General features: G+C 32.4%; 26 protein-coding genes. 11 read left to right on the forward strand and 15 right to left on the reverse strand.

What is annotated here, in order from left to right; translation table 11 throughout:
• Positions 1–56 precede the first annotated feature (56 nt).
• From EJA19_RS11575 to EJA19_RS11620, 10 genes are all read right to left on the reverse strand, one after another.
• Entirely contained in the window at positions 57–872 is an 816-nt protein-coding gene (locus EJA19_RS11575; protein ID WP_125468535.1) for a prohibitin family protein, read from the reverse strand.
• Between the two features lie 12 nt (positions 873–884).
• Complete coding sequence (locus tag EJA19_RS11580; protein ID WP_125468536.1) at positions 885–2,909, reverse strand: VWA domain-containing protein; 2,025 nt, start codon at positions 2,907–2,909, stop codon at positions 885–887.
• Positions 2,910–2,912: 3 nt separating this feature from the next.
• On the reverse strand, positions 2,913–3,659 hold the full coding sequence (gene fabG, locus EJA19_RS11585) for a 3-oxoacyl-[acyl-carrier-protein] reductase (protein ID WP_125468537.1): 747 nt from the start codon (positions 3,657–3,659) through the stop codon (positions 2,913–2,915).
• A 110-nt stretch (positions 3,660–3,769) separates the two neighbouring features.
• Complete coding sequence (gene sucD / locus EJA19_RS11590) at positions 3,770–4,642, reverse strand: succinate--CoA ligase subunit alpha (protein WP_125468538.1); 873 nt, start codon at positions 4,640–4,642, stop codon at positions 3,770–3,772.
• 92 nt (positions 4,643–4,734) lie between these two features.
• Positions 4,735–5,679 (reverse strand): UDP-3-O-(3-hydroxymyristoyl)glucosamine N-acyltransferase, encoded by a 945-nt coding sequence (locus EJA19_RS11595; protein ID WP_125468539.1) that lies wholly within the window; start codon positions 5,677–5,679, stop codon positions 4,735–4,737.
• A gap of 6 nt (positions 5,680–5,685) precedes the next feature.
• Positions 5,686–6,252, reverse strand: a complete 567-nt coding sequence (efp, locus tag EJA19_RS11600) for an elongation factor P (protein WP_125468540.1) — start codon at positions 6,250–6,252, stop codon at positions 5,686–5,688.
• Positions 6,253–6,255: 3 nt separating this feature from the next.
• Complete coding sequence (gene lpxA / locus EJA19_RS11605; protein WP_125468541.1) at positions 6,256–7,041, reverse strand: acyl-ACP--UDP-N-acetylglucosamine O-acyltransferase; 786 nt, start codon at positions 7,039–7,041, stop codon at positions 6,256–6,258.
• 4 nt (positions 7,042–7,045) lie between these two features.
• On the reverse strand, positions 7,046–8,452 hold the full coding sequence (locus EJA19_RS11610; RefSeq protein ID WP_125468542.1) for a bifunctional UDP-3-O-[3-hydroxymyristoyl] N-acetylglucosamine deacetylase/3-hydroxyacyl-ACP dehydratase: 1,407 nt from the start codon (positions 8,450–8,452) through the stop codon (positions 7,046–7,048).
• Positions 8,439–9,467, reverse strand: coding sequence for a UDP-3-O-(3-hydroxymyristoyl)glucosamine N-acyltransferase (gene lpxD / locus EJA19_RS11615; RefSeq protein ID WP_125468543.1), 1,029 nt, complete (start codon positions 9,465–9,467; stop codon positions 8,439–8,441). The genes EJA19_RS11610 and lpxD overlap by 14 nt, the downstream gene beginning before the upstream one ends.
• Positions 9,468–9,491: 24 nt before the next feature.
• The gene (locus tag EJA19_RS11620) at positions 9,492–10,721 is read right to left on the reverse strand and encodes an HD domain-containing protein (protein WP_125468544.1); all 1,230 of its coding nucleotides are present in this window, start codon (positions 10,719–10,721) and stop codon (positions 9,492–9,494) included.
• Between the two features lie 36 nt (positions 10,722–10,757).
• Here EJA19_RS11620 and porX point away from each other — a divergent pair, with 36 nt between their 5' ends.
• From porX to EJA19_RS11660, 8 genes are all read left to right on the forward strand, one after another.
• The gene (gene porX, locus EJA19_RS11625) at positions 10,758–12,311 is read left to right on the forward strand and encodes a T9SS response regulator signal transducer PorX (RefSeq protein ID WP_125468545.1); all 1,554 of its coding nucleotides are present in this window, start codon (positions 10,758–10,760) and stop codon (positions 12,309–12,311) included.
• A gap of 91 nt (positions 12,312–12,402) precedes the next feature.
• Complete coding sequence (tsaE, locus tag EJA19_RS11630) at positions 12,403–12,810, forward strand: tRNA (adenosine(37)-N6)-threonylcarbamoyltransferase complex ATPase subunit type 1 TsaE (RefSeq protein WP_125468546.1); 408 nt, start codon at positions 12,403–12,405, stop codon at positions 12,808–12,810.
• Between the two features lie 247 nt (positions 12,811–13,057).
• Entirely contained in the window at positions 13,058–13,609 is a 552-nt protein-coding gene (locus EJA19_RS11635; RefSeq protein WP_240640282.1) for a G-protein coupled receptor family protein, read from the forward strand.
• Between the two features lie 58 nt (positions 13,610–13,667).
• Positions 13,668–14,867 carry an alanine dehydrogenase gene (locus EJA19_RS11640; RefSeq protein ID WP_125468547.1) on the forward strand — a complete coding sequence of 400 codons (1,200 nt, stop codon included), beginning with the start codon at positions 13,668–13,670 and terminating at the stop codon, positions 14,865–14,867.
• Between the two features lie 30 nt (positions 14,868–14,897).
• Entirely contained in the window at positions 14,898–15,269 is a 372-nt protein-coding gene (locus EJA19_RS11645; RefSeq protein ID WP_125468548.1) for a hypothetical protein, read from the forward strand.
• 45 nt (positions 15,270–15,314) lie between these two features.
• Entirely contained in the window at positions 15,315–15,908 is a 594-nt protein-coding gene (locus EJA19_RS11650) for a sugar transferase (protein WP_125468549.1), read from the forward strand.
• A gap of 20 nt (positions 15,909–15,928) precedes the next feature.
• Positions 15,929–17,077: a DegT/DnrJ/EryC1/StrS family aminotransferase gene (locus EJA19_RS11655; protein WP_125468550.1), complete on the forward strand. Its 1,149-nt coding sequence runs from the start codon at positions 15,929–15,931 to the stop codon at positions 17,075–17,077.
• A complete protein-coding gene (locus EJA19_RS11660; RefSeq protein ID WP_125468551.1) occupies positions 17,064–18,512 on the forward strand; it encodes a polysaccharide biosynthesis protein in 1,449 nt (482 codons plus the stop codon). Before EJA19_RS11655 ends, EJA19_RS11660 begins: the two co-directional genes overlap by 14 nt.
• A gap of 6 nt (positions 18,513–18,518) precedes the next feature.
• On the opposite strand, the gene EJA19_RS11665 is transcribed toward EJA19_RS11660, so the two are convergent.
• Positions 18,519–19,694 carry a proline dehydrogenase family protein gene (locus EJA19_RS11665; RefSeq protein WP_240640283.1) on the reverse strand — a complete coding sequence of 392 codons (1,176 nt, stop codon included), beginning with the start codon at positions 19,692–19,694 and terminating at the stop codon, positions 18,519–18,521.
• Positions 19,695–19,788: 94 nt separating this feature from the next.
• Here EJA19_RS11665 and aroB point away from each other — a divergent pair, with 94 nt between their 5' ends.
• Positions 19,789–20,856, forward strand: coding sequence for a 3-dehydroquinate synthase (aroB, locus tag EJA19_RS11670; RefSeq protein WP_125468552.1), 1,068 nt, complete (start codon positions 19,789–19,791; stop codon positions 20,854–20,856).
• 116 nt (positions 20,857–20,972) lie between these two features.
• Positions 20,973–21,269, forward strand: a complete 297-nt coding sequence (locus tag EJA19_RS11675) for a hypothetical protein (RefSeq protein WP_125468553.1) — start codon at positions 20,973–20,975, stop codon at positions 21,267–21,269.
• A gap of 58 nt (positions 21,270–21,327) precedes the next feature.
• On the opposite strand, the gene EJA19_RS11680 is transcribed toward EJA19_RS11675, so the two are convergent.
• From EJA19_RS11680 to EJA19_RS11695, 4 genes are all read right to left on the reverse strand, one after another.
• Complete coding sequence (locus tag EJA19_RS11680; protein WP_125468554.1) at positions 21,328–23,112, reverse strand: hypothetical protein; 1,785 nt, start codon at positions 23,110–23,112, stop codon at positions 21,328–21,330.
• Positions 23,113–23,241: 129 nt separating this feature from the next.
• Complete coding sequence (gene ychF / locus EJA19_RS11685) at positions 23,242–24,336, reverse strand: redox-regulated ATPase YchF (protein WP_125468555.1); 1,095 nt, start codon at positions 24,334–24,336, stop codon at positions 23,242–23,244.
• A gap of 101 nt (positions 24,337–24,437) precedes the next feature.
• On the reverse strand, positions 24,438–24,953 hold the full coding sequence (locus tag EJA19_RS11690) for a DUF3124 domain-containing protein (protein ID WP_125468556.1): 516 nt from the start codon (positions 24,951–24,953) through the stop codon (positions 24,438–24,440).
• Between the two features lie 103 nt (positions 24,954–25,056).
• Positions 25,057–25,410 (reverse strand): 4Fe-4S dicluster domain-containing protein, encoded by a 354-nt coding sequence (locus EJA19_RS11695; protein WP_125468557.1) that lies wholly within the window; start codon positions 25,408–25,410, stop codon positions 25,057–25,059.
• A 120-nt stretch (positions 25,411–25,530) separates the two neighbouring features.
• On the opposite strand from EJA19_RS11695, the gene EJA19_RS11700 reads away from it, so the two are divergent.
• The gene (locus tag EJA19_RS11700; protein WP_125468558.1) at positions 25,531–26,589 is read left to right on the forward strand and encodes an acyl-CoA reductase; all 1,059 of its coding nucleotides are present in this window, start codon (positions 25,531–25,533) and stop codon (positions 26,587–26,589) included.
• Positions 26,590–26,630 lie beyond the last annotated feature (41 nt).

Genomic DNA, 26,630 nt, shown 5'->3' on the forward strand with positions numbered 1-26,630 from the left:
TGTTTTCTTTAACCAAACAAAGGTTTCAAAAAATAATTTAGAAATCCAAATTTTAATTATTGATTTCCTAAAATAATAGGCATACCAGATTCTCCAGAACCTATTATAACCACTTTGCTATTAGGAGATTCCGATAGTTTGTTGGTAGCTTCAATACCTTTATCTTGTAAAATTTTATCGGTTAGCGATGCACTTAATATTTTATTAGCATCGGCTTTTCCTTTTGCTTCAATACGTTGGCGTTCAGCTTCTTTTCGGGCTTTTTCTAACCTAAACTCATACTCTAAAGACTCTTGTTCTTGACGTAATTTACGTTCAATCGCATCTTTAATTGTTGGTGGTAAAGTAACATCTCTAACCAAAATCTCATCAATAACAATATGCTGATCGTCTACAATTTTTTTAGTTTCTTCAAAAATTTCGGCTTGAATAGCATCACGTTTGCTAGAATATAATTGCTCTGGTGTGTAGCGTCCAACAACACTTCTTGCTGCAGAACGAATGGTTGGCAAAATAATTCTGTTTAAATAGTCCTCACCAATTTCTTGGTGTAACTTTCCTAAGTTATTAATTTCTGGTTTATACCACGTTGAAGCATCTAGTTGAATGTCTAATCCGTTTGAAGAAAGCACTTTCATTTTTTCAAAAATCTCTTGACGGCGTACTTCATAAACATACACTTTATTCCAAGGGGCTACAATATGAAACCCTTCTCCTAAGGCTGGTTCATCTGTAACAACGCCACCTCCAAATCTTTTGTATAAAACGCCTGCTTCACCAGAATCTATGGTGACAGCCGATTTTGAAATAAGAATAACAATAAAAATAAGTAATACCACGAATGGTAATGCAATTTTGGGTAATCTTTCCATGTGTTAGTGTTTTTAAATTAGTCCTTTATATTTTCTGATAAACCATTCTAACGATAAGCAAAAAACAATAAACGCCAAAAGGTATTTCCAATTTATTAAGGGCAATGTTGTTTTTGTTGTTTTTTGAATGGGTTTAAACCTTTCATCTTTAAGCAAGTTATTAAAAAGTAACTTGTAATTTGATGAGAAAAATAGGTTTCCTTTACTATTAGTTGCTATTTGGGATAGTTTTGTTACATCTGCATTTAAAAATTGTTGTTCTATGTTGTACGCTAATATTTTAAAACTAGCAGATTTTGATAAGTTTGAATTTGCTGTTTTAACGGTAAAGTCATAGTCGGCAGGTGGTAAGTTGCTTAAATTAACTTCAAAGTAATTATTTTTTAAAACTAATGGGTATTCAAAAGTTTCTTGCGTTTTTTTGTTTGTTAAACGGATATGTAACTTCTCTCTGGCATCAAACTCATAGTTTTTATTAAAGTATTGGGCTTTTAAAATAACCTGTGTACTTCCTTCGTAAAACGAATTATAATCTAATACCAATCTGTCTTTTCGTTTTTTCGAGGCCAAATATTGAATAAGTTTTCCTGTAAAATTGTCAAAAGTATTAAACGATGAGGAGTTTAAATAACTTTGCGCTCGCCACTGCCATATATTTTCTCCTAACAATACGGCATTTCGAGCACCATTATTTTCGGTCGTCACTAAAAGTGGCGACTCGGTAATTACATTCCCTATTTGCTTGTAAAGAAGGATACTATGATTTTTTTCAAAAGAAATATCGCCAAAAACACCTTTTAATGGTGGAAAGCTTGAAAAAGCTAAATCCTCTATAATAAAATTTGAATAGCTTGGGTTTAACTGTGCTTGAAATGCTTCGGTTTGATTATTTATATCGTGTTTAAATCCTAAATTTTCACTATTAAGCAACTGCCAATTGGTCTTAGTTCCTGCAATAATAAAGGTGTTTATAGGTGTTTGTTTTAAAGCATTAATTATGGGCTTAAATTTACTATCAGGCTGATATAAAATAGCCAATTGATAGTCGTTAACACGCGCTATAAACTCTCCTGGAGATATTATATCGCATTGGCGTTGTTCGTTGGTTTCTATACTTTTTTTTATGGCACCAATATCTGGATGAGTTATACTACTTACAATGGCAACTTTGGTCTTTTCGTCTATAACTTCAACAGCGAAATTTTTGGTATTATTTAAGGTGTTTTTTTCTCCTGTTATGGCATTAACATGTACTTTGTAAGTTTGCACGCCTACTTTATTAGCTGGTAAATAAAATGTAACAACATCAGATGTGTTTTCTTTTGAAAATGATAAAGGCTTGGTAAAAATAACAGCATCTCCTTGTTTAACAGTTAATGTAGTACTTATGTTTTTTTGCCCGTGATATACTACAATAGCTTCCACTGGGAATTTATTCTTTAAATACGCGTATTTATTTGTATTTAATTGTTGAATTTTTAAGTCGCTGTGTGCCGTGGTATCACCTACAACTACAGGATAAACTACCTGGTTATAGTTTTTAGAAACAAAAGAGTAATCGCTTCCAAAGGTTTGATTTCCATCTGTTACCAGAATTGTTGGCGCTGTTTGATTGGTATAAATTTGTTGAAGTTGTGTAAAAACATCGCTTATATTCGATTGTTTTTCAGAGAACGTCAGACTGTCACTTTTACTTAAGGTTTTGCCAAAGGTAAAATAGTCAATATTAAATTTTCTCGATAAATCTGCTCGTGATTTTACTTCAGATAACAGTTGCTTAACTTCTGTTTCTTGTTTAAAGTAATTAATAGAATTAGAGTTATCTAAAACAATGGCCAAAGAAGGTTTTTGTATGTAGGTCTGTTTTGTTTCTATTTTTGGGTTTACTAATAAAATAAATATGGCAAACAGACTAAGAAACCGTAAAAACGTTAAAAAAATATTTTTAGTTTTAGATCTATATTTATACTGAAATAGCGCTAATAATAGCGCTATAACTCCAGATAATATAATATATAGTAGGGTTTCTGTATTCATAAATTATGTTAACATTCCACCATCTACATTTAAGGTTTGTCCTGTAATGTAGGCACTCATATCACTCGCTAAAAATACACATGCATTGGCAATATCTTCTGGTGTTCCACCACGTTTTAAAGGAATAGCATCGCGCCAACCTTGAACGGTATCTTCATCTAACTTTGCTGTCATTTCGGTTTCAATAAAACCGGGTGCAACCACATTACTTCTTATGTTTCTAGACCCTAACTCCAATGCTACAGATTTAGAAAATCCTATTATTCCTGCTTTCGAAGCAGCATAGTTTGTTTGTCCTGCATTACCTTTAACGCCAACAACTGAGCTCATGTTTATAATAGATCCTTTTCGTTGTTTTAACATGGTGCGTTGTACGGCTTTTGTCATATTAAAAACCGATTTTAGGTTGACTTCTATTACTTTGTCAAAGTCTTCTTCACTAATACGCATTAACAAATTATCTTTAGTAATTCCTGCATTATTAACCAGAATATCAATGCTTCCAAACTCCTTAACAACTTCTGCTGATAGGTCTTGCGATTGCTTAAAATCGGCAGCATTACTTTGGTAACCTTTGGCTTTAACTCCTAAAGCATTAAGTTCTTTTTCAAGTTCATTTGCAGCTTCAACTGAAGAGCTATAAGTGAAAGCCACATTAGCACCTTGTTGTGCAAAAACTTGTGCAATCCCTTTACCTATACCGCGACTACCACCAGTTATTATGGCTGTTTTTCCTTCTAATAATTTCATAGTTTAATTACAATATTAGTTGATGCTCAAATATACTAATTACAAGTTGTATGAAATAAAAAAAACCTCACAAATTCTTGTGAGGTTTTTTATTGAATATTCTTATGTATTTAGCCTAATACTTCGGCTACTTTTTTTCCTATTTCGGCAGGAGAGTCTACAACGTGGATACCACATTCGCGCATAATTTTCTTTTTTGCTTGCGCAGTATCGTCACTACCACCTACAATGGCACCAGCGTGTCCCATGGTACGTCCAGCAGGAGCCGTTTCACCAGCAATAAACCCTACAACAGGCTTTTTGCTACCACTTTCCTTATACCAGTTAGCGGCATCGGCTTCTAATTGTCCACCTATTTCACCAATCATAACAACAGCTTCCGTTTCTGGGTCGTTAATTAATAACTCAACCGCTTCTTTAGTTGTTGTTCCAATAATTGGATCTCCACCAATACCAATGGCAGTTGTAATTCCTAAACCTTGCTTTACAACTTGGTCGGCTGCTTCGTAAGTTAATGTTCCAGATTTAGATACGATACCTACTTTTCCTTGTTTAAAAACAAACCCTGGCATGATACCAACTTTTGCTTCTCCTGGAGTGATAACTCCTGGGCAATTTGGGCCAATTAATCTACAGTCTTTGTCTTTTATATAATCTGAAGCCTTAATCATATCGGCTACAGGTATTCCTTCGGTAATAGTTATAATAACTTTTATACCAGCATCGGCTGCTTCCATAATAGCATCACCAGCAAATGCAGGCGGTACAAAAATAATAGTTGTATCTGCTCCAACTTTATCTACAGCTTCTTTTACTGTATTAAAAACTGGCTTGTCTAGGTGTGTTTGCCCACCTTTTCCTGGTGTTACACCACCAACTACATTGGTTCCATAGTCAATCATTTGACCAGCGTGAAAAGTACCTTCACTACCTGTAAATCCTTGAACTATTATTTTTGAATCTTTATTTACTAAAACACTCATTTAAATCTGATTTTTATTGTTTTTATAACGAAACAAAAGTAAGTTTTTGCTCTTTATTTATAAAGTATTTTCTTGTTTTATTTTAAAGTTATTTAGGCTTTTTTATCTCTTTTAAGACGCTTAAGTATATTAGGAATTTCTTTTATGTAAGCCATTTGTTTAAACATTTCACGGGCTTCAACTGCTGGTGAGCCAAAATAGGTTTTACCTTCATCTGTTGAGTGACCTAATCCAGATTGCGCATATAGCACAGTTCCTTCGGCCAAGGTAATACCACTTTTAATGCCAACTTGCCCCCAAATGGTTACGTTATCTTTTACAACAACACAACCGGCTATTCCTGTTTGCGATGCGATTAAGCACTTTTTACCTATTACAGTATCATGACCTATTTGTATTTGATTATCTAGTTTTGAACCTTCTCCGATAGTTGTATCACCCGTTACCCCTTTATCTATAGTACATGCGGCTCCAATATGTACGTCGTTTTCTATAATAACGCGACCTCCAGAAAGGAGTTGATCATAAGCTTCTGGTCTATTTTTATAGTAAAAACCACTTGCTCCTAGAACTGTTCCTGCATGAATGATAACATTATCTCCAATAATCGTATCATCGTAAATACTTACATTGGAGTGTATGATACAATTATCACCAATAACGACATTATTACCTATAAAGCAATTGGGTTGAATTATTGAATTCTTCCCTATTCTAGCTGTTTCAGAAATAGAAACGTGACTTGCTTGAAAGGGTTTAAAATGCTGTGTTAGTTTATTAAAATCACGAAAAGGATCGTCACTAATTAATAATGCTTTGCCTTCTGGGCAATCTACATCCTTATTAATTAAAACAATTGTTGCTGCTGAATTTAAAGCTTTATCGTAGTATTTTGGATGATCTACAAAAACAATGTCGCCTTCTTCTACAACATGAATTTCGTTCATGCCTAATACAGGAAACGTTTTATCTCCAACAAAATCGCAATCTATTAAAGTGGCGATTTCTTGAAGTGTATAGGGTTTAGGAAATTTCAAAACTGATTATTCTTTAATACGTTCTTTGTATGTTCCCTTTTCAGTTTCAATTTTTATTTTGTCACCTTCATTAATAAATAGAGGGACATTAACTTCTGCTCCTGTTTCTACTGTTGCCGGTTTTGTTGCATTGGTTGCTGTATTTCCTTTTACTCCAGGCTCGGTGTGGGTTACTTCTAGTATAACACTTGCTGGCATTTCAACAGAAAGCGGCATGTTGTCTTCGGTATTAATAATAACCGTTACAACTTCGCCTTCTTTTAACAAGTCTGGTCGGTCTAAAGCGGCTTCTAAAAGTCTAATTTGTGTATAATCAGCCGTGTTCATAAAATGGAAAAACTCGCCATCGTTGTATAAAAACTGAAATTGATGTGTTTCTACACGTACATCATCTATTTTATGTCCAGCTGAAAAGGTATTCTCGATAACCTTTCCTGTAGTAACACTTTTAAGTTTTGTTCTTACAAAAGCAGGTCCTTTACCTGGTTTTACGTGTAAAAACTCTACAATTTTATAAATATCATGATTGTAACGAATACAAAGTCCGTTTCTAATATCTGATGTATTTGCCATAAATTAATTTGATTTAAAGTATCCTTTCATAATACCGCGTTGTGAATCTTTGATAAACTGAAGAATTTCATCACGCTCAGGCGTGGCTTCCATTTCAGCTTCAATAATATCGGCTGCTTGGGTATTATTATAATTTTTTTGATAAAGTATTCTGTATATATCTTGAATTTCTCTAATTTTTTCGGTTGAAAAGCCTCGGCGCCTTAATCCTACAGAGTTAATCCCAACATAAGATAAGGGTTCACGTGCTGCTTTTACAAACGGTGGTACATCTTTTCTTACTAAAGATCCTCCTGTTACAAACGCATGATTTCCTATAGAGCAAAACTGGTGAACTGCTGTCATACCTGCCAAAACAACATAATCGCCAACATTTATATGTCCGGCTAATGTTGAATTATTAGAGAAAATACAATTGTTTCCTACAATACAATCGTGAGCAATATGGCAATACGCCATGATTAAGCAATTATCGCCAACAACGGTTTTCATTTTATCTGTTGTGCCACGATTAATGGTAACGCATTCTCTTATTGTTACGTTATCGCCTATTTCTACCGTAGTGTCTTCATCGTTATATTTAAGATCTTGAGGAACAGCTGAAATAACGGCTCCAGGGAAAATATTACAGTTTTTTCCTATTCTAGCACCTTCCATAATGGTAACATTACTGCCTATCCAAGTTCCTTCACCTATAACAACGTTATTGTGAATTGTAGAAAAAGGTTCTATTACAACATTTTTAGCAATCTTTGCTCCTGGGTGAACGTAAGCAAGTGGTTGATTCATAAGATTATTTTACTTTAGAGATTTGTGCCATCAACTCTGCTTCTGCACAAAGTTTACCATTTGCATAAGCATATCCTTGCATATGGCAAATTCCACGGCGTATTGGTGAAATTAAATCACATTTAAAAATTACGGTATCTCCCGGAACAACTTTTTGTTTAAACTTAACATTATCTATTTTCATGAAGAATGTTAAGTAGTTTTCTGGGTCTGGCACAGTACTTAATACCAAAATACCACCTGTTTGAGCCATAGCTTCAACTAAAAGCACGCCTGGCATTACTGGAGCTCCGGGGAAATGTCCTGCAAAAAATGGCTCGTTCATGGTAACATTTTTCATACCAATTACGGTAGAATCTGTTAACTCGAAAATTTTATCGATTAATAAAAATGGCTGTCTATGTGGTAACATAGCCATAATTTGCGTAACATCCATTAAAGGCTCTTTATTTAAATCTACCTTTGGTACATGGTTACGGCGTTCGTTTTTAATTATTTTAGACAGTTTTTTAGCAAATTGTGTATTTATATAGTGTCCTGGTTTATTTGCTATTACTTTACCTTTTATTCGTGTTCTTATTAACGCTAAATCTCCTAAAACATCAAGAAGTTTATGTCTTGCTGCTTCATTAGGGTGGTGAAGTGTTAAATTATCTAGAATACCATTAGGTTTAACTGATATAGTATCCTTATTAAATACTTTTTTAAGTTTTTCTATGGTTTCTGGAGAAATTTCTTTGTCTACATAAACAATAGCATTATTAAGGTCGCCACCTTTTATTAATCCGTGCTCCAATAACATTTCTATTTCATGTAGAAAGCTAAATGTTCTAGAGTCTGAAATATCCTCTTTAAAATTTGAAACGTGCTTTAATGTGGCGTTTTGCGTACCTAAAACTTTAGTACCAAAATCTACCATTGTAGTTATTTGATATTCTTCGGCTGGCATAACAAGCACTTCGCTACCAGATTCTTCATCGCTGTAAGAAACAACATCTGTAACCACATATTCTTCTCTAAATGCCTCTTGTTCTTCAATCCCTGCTTTTTCTAAAGCTTCAACAAAAAACTTAGATGAACCATCCATAATTGGAGGCTCGGAAGCGTCTAATTCAATAATAATATTATCGTAATCTAAACCTACTAATGCGGCTAAAACATGCTCTGATGTTTGTATTACAACACCATTTTTTTCTAAACATGTGCCACGTTGTGTGTTTGTTACATAATTAGCATCGGCTTCTATTATTGGCATGCCTTCCAAATCAACACGTTTAAAAGCAAACCCTGTATTTACTGGTGCTGGTGTGAATGTAAGTGTGACATTTTTACCAGTATGTAACCCAACACCCGTTAGCGATACAGGCGTTTTTATAGTTTTTTGTTTTATTTCGGTACTAACTATTGCCATTGACTTTCTTTTCTAAATCGTTTATATTTTTTACAATTTGTGGTAATTTTTTAAAATATACATAGGACTTATTGTAGTCGCCATAAGTTAACGCAGGTGATCCTTGTAATACTTCGTTATCTTTAATATTTCTACCAATACCAGATTGGGCTTGAATTTTTACATTGTCACCTATTACAATATGCCCTACAATACCTACTTGTCCACCAATTTGACAGTTCTCGCCAATTTTTGTTGATCCTGCAATGCCTGTTTGAGCTGCTATTACGGTGTTTTTGCCAATTTCTACGTTGTGTGCTATTTGTATTTGATTGTCTAACTTAACACCACGACGTATAACAGTTGATCCTAGGGTGGCACGATCTATTGTTGTTCCTGCTCCAATATCAACATAATCTTCCAGAATAACATTACCTGTTTGTGGTACTTTAGTATATTCACCATTTTCATTTGGCGCATATCCAAAACCATCTGCACCAATAATAGCTCCAGAATTAACCACACAGTTGTTTCCTATAATACATTCGGAGTAAATTTTTGCCCCAGAAAACACTATGGTATGGTCTCCAATAACAGCATTATCTCCTATGTAGCTATTTGGAAATATTTTTACATTATTACCAATTGTTACATTTTCTCCTATATAAGAAAATGCGCCTATATATATATTGTCTCCTTTTTTTGCTGATTCTGCTATAAAAGAAGGTTGCTCGATACCTTCTTTATTAAGCTTTACCATATTGTAATACTCTAATAATTTGGAGAACGCTTTATAAGCATCGTCTACTTTTATTAGTGTGGTATCAATATTGCTTTCTGGTTGAAAAGTTTTGTTAACTATGGCTACCGAAGCTTTGGTAGAATATATATATTGTTGGTACTTAGGATTGGCTAAAAAGGTTAAAGAGCCTTTAGTGCCTTCTTCTATTTTAGAAAGTTTGGAAACTTCAACATCTGGGTTTCCTACAATATCACCTTCTAAAATTCCTGCTATCTGTTGTGCTGTAAATTTCATTCTTGCAAAAATATGAAAAAACTGTTAAATTTTCTGCTTAGGATAGCAGATATAAAATTTGGTTACTGGTTTTGCTAACGATTTTAAATTAAAGTGATCTGAAGCATTAATAATATCGCCTATTTTGCCGTTTTTATGCAGAATGTTAATGTTTTGGTTTTCTGACTTATATGCTTGATTGGTTATTTCTCCTGAAAACACAAAGTAGTTAGCCTCATGATTAGTTATGTTATACCTATTCATTAATTTGTCTATTTGCTTGTCAAGTTTTTCAAGCTTAATAGCTTTCTTCTTTATTTTGATTTTTAACAAATCTCTGTTAACAATCATATCGCATAAATTACTTAACACAAAATCATCATGAAATTGCCATTCTTTCATTGCAGATACAATATCATAATCATCTAACTGTGAAAACGTATCTAAAGTTTTGGTATCGAAATTTTCTATTGAAATATTATGATCTAAAAAATAGTTTAATGCTGAGCTTGCTGTAAGGTTAACACCTTGACTTTTTAATTCTTTAGCTCGTTTTAAAACCCTAATAAGAAGCTGTTCGGCTACCAAACTTGTTTTGTGTAAATATACTTGCCAGTACATTAAGCGTCTTGCTAAAAGAAATTTTTCTACGCTGTAAATCCCTTTTTCTTCAACAACCAATTTATCATTTACCACATTAAGCATGGTAATTAAACGCTCACTATTTACATTGCCTTCTGCTACACCAGTATAAAAACTATCGCGCTTTAAATAATCGGCACGGTCCATATCTAATTGTCCAGAAATTAACTGACAAAGAAATTTACGGTGATATTCTCCTTTAAAAATATTGATGGCTAGCGTTAAACTTGAGTTAAATTCTTTGTTTAAGCGCTCCATAAAAAGCATAGAAATTTGTTCATGAGAGACACCGTTTACTATACTGTGTTCCATGGCATGAGAAAATGGCCCATGACCAATATCGTGCAATAAAATAGCAATATAAAGTGCGTTTTCTTCATCTTCAGAAATAGTAACTCCCTTAAAACGAAGCACATTTACTGCTTTTTTCATTAAATGCATGCACCCTATGGCATGATGAAATCTTGTGTGGTGAGCTCCAGGATACACCAAATAAGATAAGCCCATTTGTGTAATTCTGCGAAGTCTTTGGAAATACTTATGCTCAATCAAATCGAAAATAAGCGTATTAGGAATGGTAATAAATCCGTAAATTGGATCGTTAAATATTTTAAGTTTGTTTTGTGCTTTCAAACTTTATCTATTACATTTTAATTTAAACAAATATACATGAACAATATAAATATTCTTTGGGTTGACGATGAAATTGATTTATTAAAACCTCATATCTTATTTTTAGAAAAGAAAAACTACAACGTAACTACCTGTAAAAGTGGTACCGAAGCCATCGAAGCCTTAGAGAGCTCTACTTTTGATATTGTTTTTTTAGATGAGAATATGCCAGGCTTAACTGGCTTAGAAACACTTAATGAAATTAAAGCCATAAATAATGCGCTTCCTGTTGTTATGATCACCAAAAGTGAGGAGGAATATATTATGGAAGAAGCTATTGGTAATAAAATTGCCGATTATTTAATTAAACCCGTAAACCCAAATCAAATATTACTTAGTTTAAAGAAAAACCTCGATCATTCAAGATTAGTATCAGAAAAAACGACTTCTAACTATCAACAAGAGTTTAGAAAAATTGCGATGGATTTAACCATGGTGAATTCTTACGAGGAATGGGCAAACTTATACCAAAAACTTATTTATTGGGAACTGCAGCTTGAAGATATTGAAGATATTGGTATGTTTGAGATTTTAGAATCTCAAAAAAATGAAGCGAATATTCAGTTTGGAAAGTTTATTGACAAAAACTACCCTAATTGGTTTGATGGTAATGTAGATTCACCTGTAATGTCTCATACCCTATTTAGAGAAAAAATAGTTCCCGAAATAAGTAAAGAACAACCAACCCTTTTAATTGTAGTAGATAATTTACGCTACGACCAGTGGAAAGCTTTTGAGCCTGTTTTAAATAATTATTATAAAAAAGAACAAGAGTCCCCTTATTACAGTATTCTACCATCGGCAACACAATATGCAAGAAATGCTATTTTTTCTGGACTAATGCCCGCCGATATGGAAAAATTACATCCAGATCTTTGGAAAAACGACACCGATGAAGGCGGAAAAAACCTTCATGAAAACGATTTTTTAAAAGCACAATTAAAACGTTTAGGGCTTACTAATATAAAACACGAGTATCATAAGATAACAAGTTTAAAATCTGGAAAAAAGTTGGCCGATAATTTCAAATCTCAAAAAGATAACGACCTAACAGTTGTGGTATACAATTTTGTAGATATGCTATCTCACTCAAAAACCGAAATGGATGTGGTTAAAGAATTAGCAGCAAATGATAAAGCTTACCGCTCTTTAACCCTTAGCTGGTTTAAAAACTCACCTTTGTTAGAAATTATTCAACAAGCGCAACAATTAGGTTTTAAACTTATTATAACTACAGATCATGGTACCATAAATGTTAAAAACCCATCAAAAGTTATTGGTGATAAAGACACGAGTTTAAACTTAAGATATAAAACCGGTAGAAGTTTAACTTATGAAGACAAAGATGTTTTAGTAGCTAAAAACCCTAAAACAATTCACTTACCTTCAATTACTATGAGTAGTTCCTTTATTTTTGCTAAAAGTGATTTATTTTTTGCCTACCCCAATAATTACAATCACTATGTTAGTTATTACCGAAATACCTATCAACATGGGGGTGTTTCTTTAGAAGAAATGATTATTCCATTTATCACAATGTCACCTAAATAACTCTATGTAATGCAAAAAAAACCGATGAAATACATTCTTTGTTGGTTTTTTTCATTTATTCTTATTACATTGCAAAGTAATTTTTGATAGATTGGATATAATATATACAATTAGCGATGTAGAAGATATTGCAAGTCAAGTTCTTACTCATCTTAAAACAAGAACCATATTAATTTATGGAGAAATGGGAGCTGGAAAAACCACTTTCATTAAAGCTTTGGTAAAACGTATAGGTAGTCAAGATGAAGTTAGTAGTCCGACCTATTCAATAGTAAATGAGTACAAATGTAATGGTGAAAAAATTTTTCATTTTGATTTGTATCGCATTAATAATATAGACGAAGCTTACGATTTTGGAATTGAAGATTACATCTATTCAGATCATTGGAAAATTATTGAATGGCCTGAATTAATCGAGCAACTAGTGTCTGATTATGATACAGTTGCCATAAAGTTTAATAATATAAATAGTAGAATTTTAAGTGTAAACAGTATATAACTAAGCACCTTTTCTACCGGAAACAAGTTCTTTTACGGAAAAACCGTAACTAAAAACCACCTAAACCATGGTTTTTAACATAATTTTAACATTTTAACCGTAAAAGATACTACTTGTAAACATACTTTTGGATTGTAATTAATTAATTAAATCCCTTAAATTATGAAAACTAAAAAGTATGTTATTGCAATTGCAATTTTCGGTGGAATGTTGTTTACAGCTCAAGCGACAAATTTAATTGACCTAGATGGACAACAAACTACAGAAATCGAAAAGAGAAGAATCAAAGCGCCAAGACAGCTCTAAGAATAATAGAAAAGAGTTGTTATTTGGTAGTTTAATAGCTACTTTTATAGCTTTAACACCTTTTTTATTTACATTACATGAAAGTGTTCCAGACCAAAAAGTTTGGAACACTTTTCTATTTACTTATGATAGTAAATATTATGAAAGTGCATATGTACTTGCATGGACTCTTATAGGCAAAATAATCCCTCTCTTCCTAATCCTAATTTGGTTTTTTACTTGTCGCCATTGGTGGTATCACACATTGATAGTGCCAATAGCAATGTTTATTTATCAAATAATAGAAATTTTAAATAGTGATTTGTATTGGGTTGATGAAAATTTAATAATTTATTTACTACCTGTAATGGCTATTGTTATCCCGTCAATATATTTAATCAGAGCCCAAATGTTTAATAAACTTACAAGTGTTAATAAATCCATGGAAGAACTTGAAGAAGAGTTTAAAATTAAACCAACAACACTTTGGGGAAAAATCAAACAGTATTTTTAAAATATTTCGTTACAGATAAAAATTAATTTGTAATTTGAGTTTTTAAACAGGACTCAACATGTCAAAATCCTTATCACCTTTTACTAAGCAGCAATTAATTCCTCAAGAAGAACGCTTAGAGATTTTAAAAAGTAAAAGCTCCCTATTTATTGGTATTCCTAAAGAAACAGCTTTTCAAGAAAAGCGTGTTTGCCTAACACCCGATGCTGTTTCTGCTATTGTTAATAATGGGCATCGTGTTTTAATTGAGTCTGGCGCTGGAAAAGGTGCCAACTTTAGTGATAAAGATTATTCTGAAGCTGGTGCCGAAATAACAAAAGACACGGCTAAAGTATTTGCTTGCCCCATGATTTTAAAGATTGAGCCTCCTACTCTAGATCAAATTAAATTAATAAATCCACAATCCATTTTAATTTCTGCGTTACAGCTCAAAACACAAACTAAAAAATATTTTGAAACATTAGCTGCAAAACGTGTTACTGCATTAGCTTTTGAATTTATTAAAGATGATGATGGAACTTATCCGGCTGTAAAATCATTGAGTGAAATTGCAGGCACTTCTTCAGTTTTAATTGCTGCCGAATTATTAAGCAATGTTAACGAAGGAAACGGTTTAATGTTTGGTAATGTTAGTGGTGTTCCTCCTGTAGAAGTTGTTATTTTAGGTGCAGGAACTGTAGGAGAATTTGCAGCAAGAAGTTCTTTAGGTTTAGGAGCTAATGTGAAAATTTTTGATAATTCTATTACCAGATTACGTGAAATACAAAAAAACTTAGGACAACCTTTATTTACGTCCACCATACAACCCAAAAACCTTTTAAAAGCATTAAAACGTTGCGATATTGTTATTGGAGCTGTACGAGGTAAAAATCGCTCGCCTATTATAGTTACAGAGACTATGGTTGAAAACATGAAATCTGGTGCTGTTATTATAGATGTAAGTATAGATATGGGAGGTTGTGTTGAAACCAGTGAAGTTACTACCCATAAGGCACCTACATTTAAAAAACATGGTGTTATTCATTATTGCGTACCTAACATACCAGCGCGATTTTCCAGAACGGCATCCATATCAATAAGTAATATGTTTACCCCTTATATCTTAAAAATAGCAGATGACGGTGGTTTAGAAAATTCTTTACGATTTGATAGAGGTTTAAAAAATGGTTTGTACTTTTACCACGGCATTCTTACCAACAAATCGGTTGGCGAATGGTTTGATTTAAAACACAGCGATATTAATTTATTGATTTTTTAATCGCTATCAATTCTCAATTGAAAAAATAACATGAAATTTATTCATAGACTAGGCTTTTATCTTGGTGGATTTTCTATCGGTCTTGTTTTTTTATTTTTTTTCCTAAATGGAAAAAAGGTATCCTGCGACTATGGTCCTGAAGCTAGAGTTAAAAAGAATATTAACAACAAGCCTTTACAATATAATGCTAACATTGAATCTAAAGTCCTCTCAGGTGAATTAGATTCTCTTTTAATTGACAAAATTCTTAAAGAAGGTGACGTAATTTTCTCTAAAAGCACGCCACGAAGCACACCATGCGGCATCTACTTTATAGAAGGTGAAATTGATAGTAAAGCAGCATCACTTCAAGTTGAAAACTGCGACAGTATTGCTACCGTAAAAGCGTTTACTTGGGAATGATAAATCTTTTAATATGAGTTTCCCATTGTATTATCTATTTTTTAAATGATTAAACGTATTTTCGATATCGTTTTCTCTTTTACAGGTATTATTATTTTACTGCCTTTATTTTTATTACTATCCATTTTAATAAAACTAAACTCTAAAGGCCCCATATTCTTTACTCAAACTCGGGTAGGTAAAAACAATAATGATTTTAAAATTTATAAATTTAGAACCATGTTCATTGGGGCAGACAAAGATGGCCTATTAACTATAGGAAATAATGATGCTAGAGTAACAAAAATAGGTTATTATCTTAGAAAATATAAACTCGACGAACTACCACAATTAATTAATGTGTTAAATGGTACAATGAGTTTTGTAGGCCCTAGACCAGAAGTAAGAGAATATGTAAATTATTACTCTAAAGAAGATTTAGAGGTTTTTAATGTAAAACCAGGTATTACCGATTATGCCTCAATTGTTTTTAGAAATGAAGCAGAGCTTCTTAAAAAAGCAAAAGACCCTGAAAAAATGTACTTAAATGAGATTTTAAAGAAAAAAATAGCTCTCAATAAAAAATACATTAACAATTCTACAATAATAACTGATATTAAACTTATTTTTAAAACATTACAACGGATTATAAAAGAATAACAGTTATCATTATTACTTAAATGACGAATAATAAATCCAAATTACATTCAAAAATTTTGTTATCGCCACCTCATATGAGTGGTCATGAACAAAAGTTTATTGAAGACGCCTTTGAGCAAAATTGGATTTCACCATTGGGACCAAATGTAGATAGTTTTGAAAATGATATAGAGTTATACCTCAATCAAAATAGACATGTAGCTGTTTTAAATTCGGGAACTGCGGCTATTCATCTTGCTTTAAAAATGATTGGAGTTAAAGCTAATGATGAAGTTTTATGCCAAACAAAAACATTTGTAGCTTCTGTAAACCCAGTTAAATATTTAGGCGCCACACCTGTTTTAATTGATAGTGAAAAAGAGACTTGGAATATATGTCCTAAATTGCTAGAAGAAGCTATAGTAGATAGAATGAGCAAAGGCAAAAAACCAAAAGCTATTATTGCAGTAAGCTTATATGGTATGCCGTATAATGCAACACAAATTGAAACCATTTCTAAAAAATATGATATTCCAGTAATTGAAGATTGTGCCGAAGCATTTGGAAGTGACCTTAATGGAAAAAAATGTGGCACATTTGGAGATTTTTCTATCCTTTCATTTAACGGTAATAAAATTATAACCACCTCAGGCGGCGGCGCATTAATATCAAAATCTAAAGGTTTTAAAAACAAGGCTATTTTTCTTGCTTCTCAAGCAAAAGAACCAGGAGAACACTACTTACACCAAACTATTGGTTACAACTACCGCATGTCTAATATTATTGCTGGTATAGGCCGAGGTCAAATAAAAGTACTCGATGAGTATGTTTCGTTAAGACGAAGAAACTTTAAATATTATCAACAAAGTCTGAATCATATAAAAGGAATTACATTTTTAAAAGAACCTAATGGATATCGTTCAAACAGATGGTTAACCTGTATGCTTTTGGATAATGAAACCACCAGAAACAATGTAATGGAATGGTTAAATAATCATGATATAGAATCTAGGCCTTCATGGAAACCTATGCATTTACAACCAGTATACAAAAATACTCCAGCATACCTAAATGGTGTCTCAAGCGAATTGCATAGAAGAGGCTTATGCTTACCTAGCGGTTCAAACCTTAGCGAAAAAGATTTACAACGCATTGTTAATATAATTAAGTCATATTTTGGAGAAACTTAAAAACAATAATTTAGGACCAAGCAAAAATCATAAAACAATATTAATTTATGGCGTTGACACTTTAGCAAAAGAGACCTATAATTTATTAGCACAATCAAAAAGTACTAATTATAATGTTTTAGGCTTTATTGGTGAAGATAAAAATGAAACAAAAATTGAAGCTCTAAATATTTATCATTTAGAAAACCTCACAAAAGACTTCATAGATAAATATAAAATAGATGATATTATTATTGCTAAATCACATATCGATTCTAATAAGTTACTTCAGTTAATTAATCATTTTTATTCTATTAATCTAAATGTTAAAATAGTTTCGCAGGTGAATAACCATAAAACAAGTCATCTAATTAAAAATATTACTATAAAAGATCTATTAGAAGTATCGCCCATAAATCAATCACCTGAAAGACTAAATAAAGTATATCAAAATATGACCATTTTAATAACAGGTGCTGCTGGCTCTGTTGGTCGCGAATTGGTTAAACAATTAATCCCTTTTAAGTTTAAACAACTTATTCTTATCGATAATGTAGAATCTGCACTATATAATTTACAGCAAGAACTTTTTTTAGACCACAGGAATGATATAACATTTATTATTTCAGATATAAGGGATAATCTTAAACTTAAAACAGTATTCAATACTTATAAACCTAATATTGTATTTCATGCTGCTGCTTATAAGCATGTGCCACTTATGGAGCAAAACCCTTACGAAGCTGTTAAAGTAAATGTTCTTGGCACTAAAAATCTTATTAATAATGCTGTAGAATTTAACGCTGACAAGTTTATTTTAATATCAACAGATAAAGCTGTAAATCCTACCAGTATTATGGGGGCTACAAAACGTATTGCTGAAATGCTTTTGGGATATCAAAAAAGAAATAGAAAAACAACATTTATAACGACTCGTTTTGGCAACCTTTTAGGTTCAAATGGCTCTATAATTCCATTATTTAAAAAACAAATTGAAAATGGCGGTCCATTAACAATTACTCACAAAAATATGAGCCGCTATTTTATGTCTATTCCTGAAGCTTGTCAATTAATAATAGAAGCCTCCACAATGGGAAATAATCATGACACATTTCTTTTTAATATGGGTAAACCTGTAAAAATATTTGACCTAGCTCTTAGTATGATTAAGCTTTCTGAATTAAAATATCCAGAAGACATTAATATAAAAATAATAGGATTAAGGCCAGGTGAAAAAATTCATGAAGAGCTTCTTACAGATAACGAAGACACAAAACCTACAGAGAATAAAAAAATAATTAAAGTCGTGGGCAAATTCACTCAAATTAATAAAACATATCATGCTATTGAAGAGCTATGTGAAATTTCTCCAGAAACACAAGACATAGAAATTGTTTCAAAAATTAAAAGTATAGTACCCGAGTATAACCCAAATAACCCTAAATTCCGTTCTTAAGCCCTACTATACTAGCATTTTTCTACGTTTCTTTTCTATAGAAAGTAATGTTAATTCGCGTCCAGTTTGCCCAGAAACCGACGTATTCTCCTCTGCTCTACGTATTAAATATGGCAACACATCTTTTACAGGACCAAAAGGAACATACTTAGCCACATTGTAACCTAGCTCAGACAAGTTAAAACTTATATGATCGCTCATACCATACAATTGACCAAACCACACACGATTATCGTCTTTAGAGATGCCTTTCTCAGCCATTAAATCCATTACAAGGTAACAGCTTTCTTCGTTATGAGTACCTACAAAAACAGAAATTAAATCGATATAATCTAAGATATATTTTGCGCTTGTATTAAAATTAACATCGGTTGCTAATTTACTATCACAAATTGGCGAATGATAACCAAGCTCTAAAGCACGCTCATTTTCTTTTTCCATGTAAGCACCTCTTACTATTTTATACCCTAAAAAATAACCTTCCTTTTTGGCCATTTCATGCTCGTTTTTTAAAAAGGCCATTCGGTCATGGCGATACATTTGCAAGGTATTATAAACAATAGGCTTTTCGGTGTTATAACGCTTCATCATTAAAGTTACAAGATTATCAGCAGCATCTTGCATCCAAGTTTCTTCGGCATCAATTAAAATTTCTACATCCTTTTCTTTACTTAAGCGACAAACGGTATCGTAACGTTCTACAACACGATTCCATTCGGCTTCTTCATCTTTTGTAAATGCTTTTCCTTCGCCTTTTTTCTGATAAAGATAAAATCGCCCAAACCCAGTTGGTTTAAAAACAACAATAGGCATAGCCTGTTTATTTGCTGAAAATTTTATGATTTCAACAATCTTTTGCATGGCATCATCAAAATGTGCCTCATTGGCTTTGCCTTCAACCGAATAATCCAAAACCGAACACACGCCTTTGGAATACATAGCATCAATTACGGGCAAACAATCTTTCTCGTTTACTCCGCCACAAAAATGATCGAAAACGGTAGCTCTTATTAAGCCATCTACAGGAAGTTTTGCCTTAATAGCAAAATGTGTTAACCACTTACCTAGTTTTACAAGTGGTTCATAAGCAATCATTTTAAACAGGTAATAAGCCCTGTTTAATTCGGAGTTACTTTTAAGCGCAAAAGCAACTTCGGTATTATCGAAAATACGTTTACTCAATTCCTCAAAAAATTTACTGTGCAAATATAATTAGGAGTTACTGTTTTATTATAAAAAAATACATCTTATTTTCACATCATATTTTACAATAAGCATGATTTCTATAAAAACTAATAATTGCGATATACATTTTAACAAATCTTGTTATACACATTTAAACAAGTATTTACATAACAATAACATCTCTAAAATTTTTCTTTTGGTTGATGATCATACTCATAATGCATGTTTACCTTATTTTTTAGGACATGTAGAAACAAACTTACCTATAGAAATTATAGAGATTGAATCTGGTGAAGAACATAAAAATATTGAAACGTGTTTAGGTGTTTGGAAAGCGTTAACCGAACTTAATGCCGACAGAAAAAGCCTTATGATAAATCTTGGCGGTGGTGTTATAACCGATATTGGTGGATTTATTGCCTCAACCTATAAACGTGGTCTGGCTTATATAAATGTTCCAACGTCTTTATTAGCCATGGTAGATGCCTCTATTGGTGGAAAAACAGGGGTTGACCTTGGCGGACTAAAAAACCTAATAGGTGTTATTAATTCTGGTGATATGGTTTTAATAGACACAGCTTTTTTAAGTAGTCTTCCAGAAAACCAAATGCGATCTGGCATTGCCGAAATGCTAAAACATGGATTAATTCAAGATGAAAAACACTGGAATGCTTTTAAGACATTGGAAAGCATGACACAAGAAAAGTTTGATACATTAATTTACGAATCTATCCTTATAAAAAAAGCCGTTGTTGAAGAAGATCCTAACGAATTAGGTTTAAGAAAAATACTAAATTTTGGCCATACACTTGGCCACGCTATCGAAACTTACTTTTTAAACAACACCGAAAAAGAAGCCTTATTGCATGGTGAAGCTATTGCCATTGGCATGATTATGGAAAGTTATATTGCTTCAAAACAAGAAGGACTTCCTAAAACAACTGTTTTAGACATAAAAGAAACCATTCTTAAAATATTTGGCCGTGTTAATATTGGTAACAATGATATAACGCCTATAATCGACCTTTTAAAATACGATAAAAAGAACGAACATGGGAATATTAATTTTGTGCTATTAGAAAATATTAGTCAGCCAAAAATAGATTGCCAAGTAGAAACATCTTTATTACACGAAGCGTTTCAGTTTTACAACTCATAATAAAAACAAATTACACTTAAATACTGATAATCAAGTAAAAACGAATCATTTTTTTTCGTAACTTTATAAAAATTGCTAAAGAAGATAGAGACGAATATTAATTTAAATCTTTAGTAATGAAAAGAGTAATCGTAGACTACAAAAAGATCACTCCGGAAATTCTTGAGTTACTAAACCAAAAATTTCCTGACGGCTATAATGATGGCGATGTTATAACATTTGATGACCATCATAATCACACTATTGAAGCAGTTGAACTTAAAACTGACGCATGTATTTATCTTGTAAAAATTAACAGTAAGCTACATTATACCTTAACAAATTTCTCTGCAGATGAGTTAGAAGTTAACGATGATGGACACGTTATTTTAAATTACGATTTACAAGAAGATGCTTATGGTGAGGAAGAATAAAAAAAACAGGTTGAAAAATAGCAACCTGTTTTAAATTATATTAAACTATTTTATTAAGTTATTCTCTATAAATTTGAATAGCACTCGTGCCATCATAATCAGTAGTAGACTCACATGGAATTACTTCTCCTGTGCTATAATCTATAATTTCATTTACAGTTCCAGTAAACATTTCGGTATCAAAATTATATTGGGTTTCTACAGTAAAAATAAATGTAAAATCACGTGAATAATCTTCCCATTCTTCTGTATCTGAATTATAGCAACTAGGTGTTATTGCACTATCTCCAGAAAAATCCATACTTAATTGAGTGCCTTCAAGCGTATAAGCATTATTACTAAACGCAGAATTTAATTCGTTTCCTCCTTCTTGGTATCCATCACTTAATATCGTGACTTGATTAAATGTTATGGAACTAGCATTAAATTCAAAACGGTATAATGCCGCTTCATCATCATAGGTTCCAAATAGATAGCCGCCACTAATTTCCATAATCCAATTACCTGATAAATCTATATTTATCTCCTCAGGATAAACTCTAATAGGAAAACTACCGTTAAAGCTATTTAATTCATCATTATAAGAGTAGTTTAAAGTAGACTCTATAAATTCATCTTCGCCAACATTGGCATCTTCACTAACATCAATAGCCATAACTAATTGGTTATTTTCAAAACTGATAGAGTTTATTGATAAATCATTATGGGAAACGGAAAATGAGAATCCATTAAAAGTATTTGATGTTACTGACTCAAAAGTTGGGGTAGAGTTATTTGGTCCAACATGTTCTTTCTCTGATAGTGTAAACCAAGTATTCTCATTAATCCATAAAATAGTTTCATTAATTTTATCAATTAACTCATTAAGATCGTCAAAAGCCGTAAAAAATCCAGAAATAATGCTTGAAGAATCATTTCTATCGTCAGAATTTAATGTTCTTGCTGCAATATTTAAATCCATCATTTTCTGTTCACCAGAGTTAAATGATAACATAGTAGATCCTCTTCCCGTATCAGAAATAATACCATCAATAGCGGCATCTACTCGTTTTAGTTTTCGAGACTCAATCTCTGTCATAAGTTTGCCTGTAGTTACATAAGCTGTTAAAGCTACTGTGGCAAAACCAGCTGCTGCCCATGGTTGACCAAGTGTAATACAACCATATGCTAACCAAACACTTTCGCCAAATGTAAAAATAGCCCCGCCCATGGCAACGTATAATTGGTTTTCATTCATACCATTTATAAGGTCATCAATATAATTATCTCGTCCAAACCTAGCATTCTCTAATGGTGCTAAATAATCTGTATTTAATAAATCGTTTATTAAATCTTCATTGGCAACATAAAATTTAGCCAATTGCGCTTTTTCTAATTCATTTAATTGAGAAATAGTAGTGTTATAATCATTCAATGCTGCAATTGCTTCTTGGTCATATACACTATTGCCGTAAGGAAAGTTTTCTCCAAAAGTAGTTAAATTGGTCGTATATTCTGTTAATACCTCATCTACTGTTTGGGTTAGTACAGTATCTTCTATAGTATATTTTACCTTTGTATTAAAATTAGGTATATTTAAAGTACTTTCGCCAAAAGGAAAGTCTTCACCTACAATAAATCCTATTGAGTTTTCGCTAAGTTTCACTAAAGAAATTGACATATCATCAAGTGTTCCAGTATAGGTGTCTTGAGTAATGTTTTGCTGTAAATTAATCTTAACAAATTGAGAGGTACGTATAACGCCTCCATTTATAATAGTTGTTTCTGGGGGATTATCTGAACTATCGTCTGAGCTACAACCTAATAGAGTAATTAATGTAAAAAGTAAGATAAATCGTTTCATAAAATATAGACTTTTCCTACAAATCTATTGAATACAGAGTGTTTAGGCAATACTCAATTTGAGTATATTTCATAAAAAACCCACTTACATAAGTAAATGGGGACTTTATTATTTAGTATAAAAAAATGTTTACACATTAAATAAGAAATGCATAATATCGCCATCTTTTACAATGTAATTCTTTCCTTCTACACGCATTTTTCCAGCTTCTTTAACTTTAGTTTCGCTACCGTAGCTTACATAATCGTTATAAGCAATAACTTCGGCACGAATAAAACCTTTTTCAAAATCGGTATGAATTACACCTGCTGCTTGTGGTGCAGAAGCACCAACGTTTACCGTCCAAGCTCTCACTTCTTTAACACCTGCAGTAAAGTAAGTTTGTTGATTTAAAAGTTTGTATGCCGAACGAATTAACTTTGATGATCCTGGTTCTTCTAGTCCTATATCTTGTAAAAACATTTGACGCTCTTCGTAGTCGTCTAGCTCATTAATATCGGCTTCTGTTCCTACGGCTAATACTAAAATTTCAGCATTTTCATCTTTTACGGTATCTCGTACTTTGTCAACATAAGCATTACCAGACACTGCAGAACCTTCATCTACATTACAAACATACATCACAGGTTTGTCTGTAATAAATTGTAGTGGTTTAACGTATTCCTCATAATCTTCGTCACTAAACTCTAAAGCTCTAACAGAAATACCAGATTCTAAACCGTCTTTAACTTTTAACAATACTGTTTCTTCGGCTTGAGCTTCTTTATTGCCTGTTCTGGCTGCTCGTTTTACTTTATCTAGTTTCTTTTCTGCCGTTTCTAAGTCTTTAAGTTGAAGCTCGATATCGATAGTTTCTTTATCACGAATTGGATCAACACTACCATCAACATGCACTACATTATCGTTATCGAAACAACGTAATACGTGTAAAATAGCATCGGTTTCACGAATATTAGCTAAAAACTGATTCCCTAAACCTTCACCTTTACTAGCACCTTTTACTAAACCAGCAATATCGACTATTTCTACTGTAGCAGGAATAACGCGCTCTGGATTTACGAGTTCTTCTAATTTAGATAATCTAGGATCTGGTACATTTACAACCCCAACATTAGGTTCTATCGTACAAAAAGGAAAGTTGGCACTTTGTGCCTTGGCATTAGACAAACAATTAAATAACGTTGATTTTCCTACATTAGGTAATCCTACAATTCCTGCTTTCATTGTATTAGTATTTTTTAAGGCTGCAAATGTAATTAATTCCTTGCTTAGTATTTTAATGAAATGAAATTGTTTTTTTAAGACAACTCGATAATACGTTTAAATTATTCTATACGCTTACCTTCTGTCGAAAATGATAAGCCTTGTTGTCCCATAGTGGAAATCATTACTGCTTCAAATAAAGGATCGTGAGTTGTTTTAGGAACATGCCAATTAAAAATAAAATTCCCTCCTGTGCCTCCACTTTTATCCGATTCTTTAATAACTATTTCTAAAGTTTCAAGTGGTTTTAGGTATACTGGAAATTCTATGTATGAATTAACTAAATCGCCATGAGTGTCGTAAAAATCGGCTTTATCTATATAAACTGTATCTGTTGGACTCACATTTCGCATACTTACAGTTGCTGTTAAGTTGTGAGTCCTGTGCTCGGTAAGACTATATATTTGAGAATACACCGAAAGATATGTAGCTCCTGTAACAAATGTAGAATCTGCAAATACTGTTGTTTTTCTGGCTTTCCAATTAATTGATGGCAAAGGATCCTCGGTTTGCTTAGTAGTTTCGTTACATGAAAGCAAACAACATGCACAAACAAGAACGATTAAATAATATTTCATACAAATAAGTTTACCCAAGCTAAAATAACACTTTTTAAACAAAAAAAACCTTAAGTCTATGCTTAAGGTTTTTATAATGTTAATTTATAATGCTAGTCCATTTTTAGTCATCTGGGTGCATAAAAGCCTGCTTACCAAGCAATACTTCTTCGGTTTCTACATGATCCTCGTCTGGAACACAACAATCTACAGGGCATACAGCCGCACATTGTGGTTCTTCATGAAATCCTTGACATTCGGTACATTTATCAGGAACAATGTAATAAATTTCGTCACTTATTGGTTCTTGAGCATTGTCTGCATTAACAGCATTACCATTAGGTAACACTACATCACCTTCTAGACTTGTACCGTCTGAGTAACGCCAATCATCTGCTCCTTCATAAATTGCAGTATTAGGACATTCGGGCTCGCAAGCACCACAATTTATACATTCATCAGTTATTATTATTGCCATAATAAGGTTTTCTTTTTTTATGAGCTTTATATTCCATTAAAATAAAACTCGTGTTCACGTTCATTTTTCTAACTTTGCACAACAAAAATAAAGCCAAAACTATTCATAACCAAACACAGAATGGATTTACAGCAAAGAATTAGTGCTTTCTCCAAATTAGGCGACTTTTTAAGTCAGTTTTCTAATAATAACTTTAAAAAGAATGATGATATTCCTTTTAATGATTTATTTTTTGATGGATTTAAACACCAAATTCAATTAGCTGAAGAACACAACGGGTGGTTTACAAAAGCTAACATTCAATTTGCGCTAAGAGGTTGGAGTGATCTACTTACAGAAGAGAACCTATCTAATTGGTTAAACCACTATAAGTTAGACGATATTCACCCCAAAACAGTGGCAGTTGTTATGGCTGGAAACATTCCGTTAGTTGGATTTCACGATTTTTTATGTGTTTTAATTAGTGGTCATAATGTATTAGTAAAACCCTCTAGTAACGATAAGCAACTACTTCCCTTTTTAGCAAAATATTTAGAACACGTTCAACCAACTTTTAAAGGTAAAATTACGTTTACTAATGATAAGCTAGAAAATTTTGACGCCGTTATTGCTACAGGAAGCGACAATACAGCCAGATACTTTGAATATTATTTTAAAGATAAACCGGCCATTATTAGAAAAAACAGAAATTCGGTTGCCGTATTGACAGGAAATGAATCTGAAGCAGATTTAAAAGCGTTATCACAAGATATTTTTACTTATTATGGATTAGGCTGTAGAAGTGTTTCCAAGTTATTTGTGCCTAAAGGATATGATTTCGATAACTTTTTTAAAGGCATTTACCACTGGCATCCTATTATTAATCAAGCAAAATATGCTAACAATTACGATTACAACAAAGCTGTTTATTTAATGAGCGAGTTTGAGATGCTAGAAAATGGATTCCTTATGATTAAAGAAGATCGTAGCTATGCGTCACCTATTGCTACTGTATTTTATGAATATTATGATGATTTAGACGCGTTAAAAACCAAGTTAGCATCCGATAAAGAGAAAATACAGTGTGTAGTGGCTAAAAACTTTTTAAATTCAGAAATAGAATTTGGTAATACACAACAACCAGAACTGCATGATTACGCAGACGATATCGATATCATTGATTTTTTGTTAACAATTTAGGTGATAAATTATCAAATAATTAACGGCTATCTAAGGAGAAT

The sequence above is a fragment of the Mangrovimonas spongiae genome (assembly GCF_003944795.1).
Taxonomy (GTDB): Bacteria; Bacteroidota; Bacteroidia; order Flavobacteriales; family Flavobacteriaceae; genus Mangrovimonas; species Mangrovimonas spongiae.

What these genes read in the sequence shown, in the direction of transcription:
- EJA19_RS11635 (WP_240640282.1), top strand. Translation starts at nt 13,058, where the DNA reads ATGGACAACAAACTACAGAAATCGAAAAGAGAAGAATCAAAGCGCCAA.
- EJA19_RS11675 (WP_125468553.1), top strand. Translation starts at nt 20,973, where the DNA reads ATGAAAAGAGTAATCGTAGACTACAAAAAGATCACTCCGGAAATTCTT.
- EJA19_RS11695 (WP_125468557.1), bottom strand. Translation starts at nt 25,410, where the DNA reads ATGGCAATAATAATAACTGATGAATGTATAAATTGTGGTGCTTGCGAG.
- lpxA (WP_125468541.1), bottom strand. Translation starts at nt 7,041, where the DNA reads ATGAATCAACCACTTGCTTACGTTCACCCAGGAGCAAAGATTGCTAAA.
- efp (WP_125468540.1), bottom strand. Translation starts at nt 6,252, where the DNA reads ATGGCAAATACATCAGATATTAGAAACGGACTTTGTATTCGTTACAAT.
- EJA19_RS11680 (WP_125468554.1), bottom strand. Translation starts at nt 23,112, where the DNA reads ATGAAACGATTTATCTTACTTTTTACATTAATTACTCTATTAGGTTGT.
- aroB (WP_125468552.1), top strand. Translation starts at nt 19,789, where the DNA reads ATGATTTCTATAAAAACTAATAATTGCGATATACATTTTAACAAATCT.
- lpxD (WP_125468543.1), bottom strand. Translation starts at nt 9,467, where the DNA reads ATGAAATTTACAGCACAACAGATAGCAGGAATTTTAGAAGGTGATATT.
- EJA19_RS11655 (WP_125468550.1), top strand. Translation starts at nt 15,929, where the DNA reads ATGACGAATAATAAATCCAAATTACATTCAAAAATTTTGTTATCGCCA.
- EJA19_RS11700 (WP_125468558.1), top strand. Translation starts at nt 25,531, where the DNA reads ATGGATTTACAGCAAAGAATTAGTGCTTTCTCCAAATTAGGCGACTTT.
- EJA19_RS11650 (WP_125468549.1), top strand. Translation starts at nt 15,315, where the DNA reads ATGATTAAACGTATTTTCGATATCGTTTTCTCTTTTACAGGTATTATT.
- porX (WP_125468545.1), top strand. Translation starts at nt 10,758, where the DNA reads ATGAACAATATAAATATTCTTTGGGTTGACGATGAAATTGATTTATTA.
- EJA19_RS11580 (WP_125468536.1), bottom strand. Translation starts at nt 2,909, where the DNA reads ATGAATACAGAAACCCTACTATATATTATATTATCTGGAGTTATAGCG.
- ychF (WP_125468555.1), bottom strand. Translation starts at nt 24,336, where the DNA reads ATGAAAGCAGGAATTGTAGGATTACCTAATGTAGGAAAATCAACGTTA.
- sucD (WP_125468538.1), bottom strand. Translation starts at nt 4,642, where the DNA reads ATGAGTGTTTTAGTAAATAAAGATTCAAAAATAATAGTTCAAGGATTT.
- EJA19_RS11690 (WP_125468556.1), bottom strand. Translation starts at nt 24,953, where the DNA reads ATGAAATATTATTTAATCGTTCTTGTTTGTGCATGTTGTTTGCTTTCA.
- EJA19_RS11640 (WP_125468547.1), top strand. Translation starts at nt 13,668, where the DNA reads ATGTCAAAATCCTTATCACCTTTTACTAAGCAGCAATTAATTCCTCAA.
- fabG (WP_125468537.1), bottom strand. Translation starts at nt 3,659, where the DNA reads ATGAAATTATTAGAAGGAAAAACAGCCATAATAACTGGTGGTAGTCGC.
- EJA19_RS11575 (WP_125468535.1), bottom strand. Translation starts at nt 872, where the DNA reads ATGGAAAGATTACCCAAAATTGCATTACCATTCGTGGTATTACTTATT.
- EJA19_RS11610 (WP_125468542.1), bottom strand. Translation starts at nt 8,452, where the DNA reads ATGGCAATAGTTAGTACCGAAATAAAACAAAAAACTATAAAAACGCCT.
- EJA19_RS11645 (WP_125468548.1), top strand. Translation starts at nt 14,898, where the DNA reads ATGAAATTTATTCATAGACTAGGCTTTTATCTTGGTGGATTTTCTATC.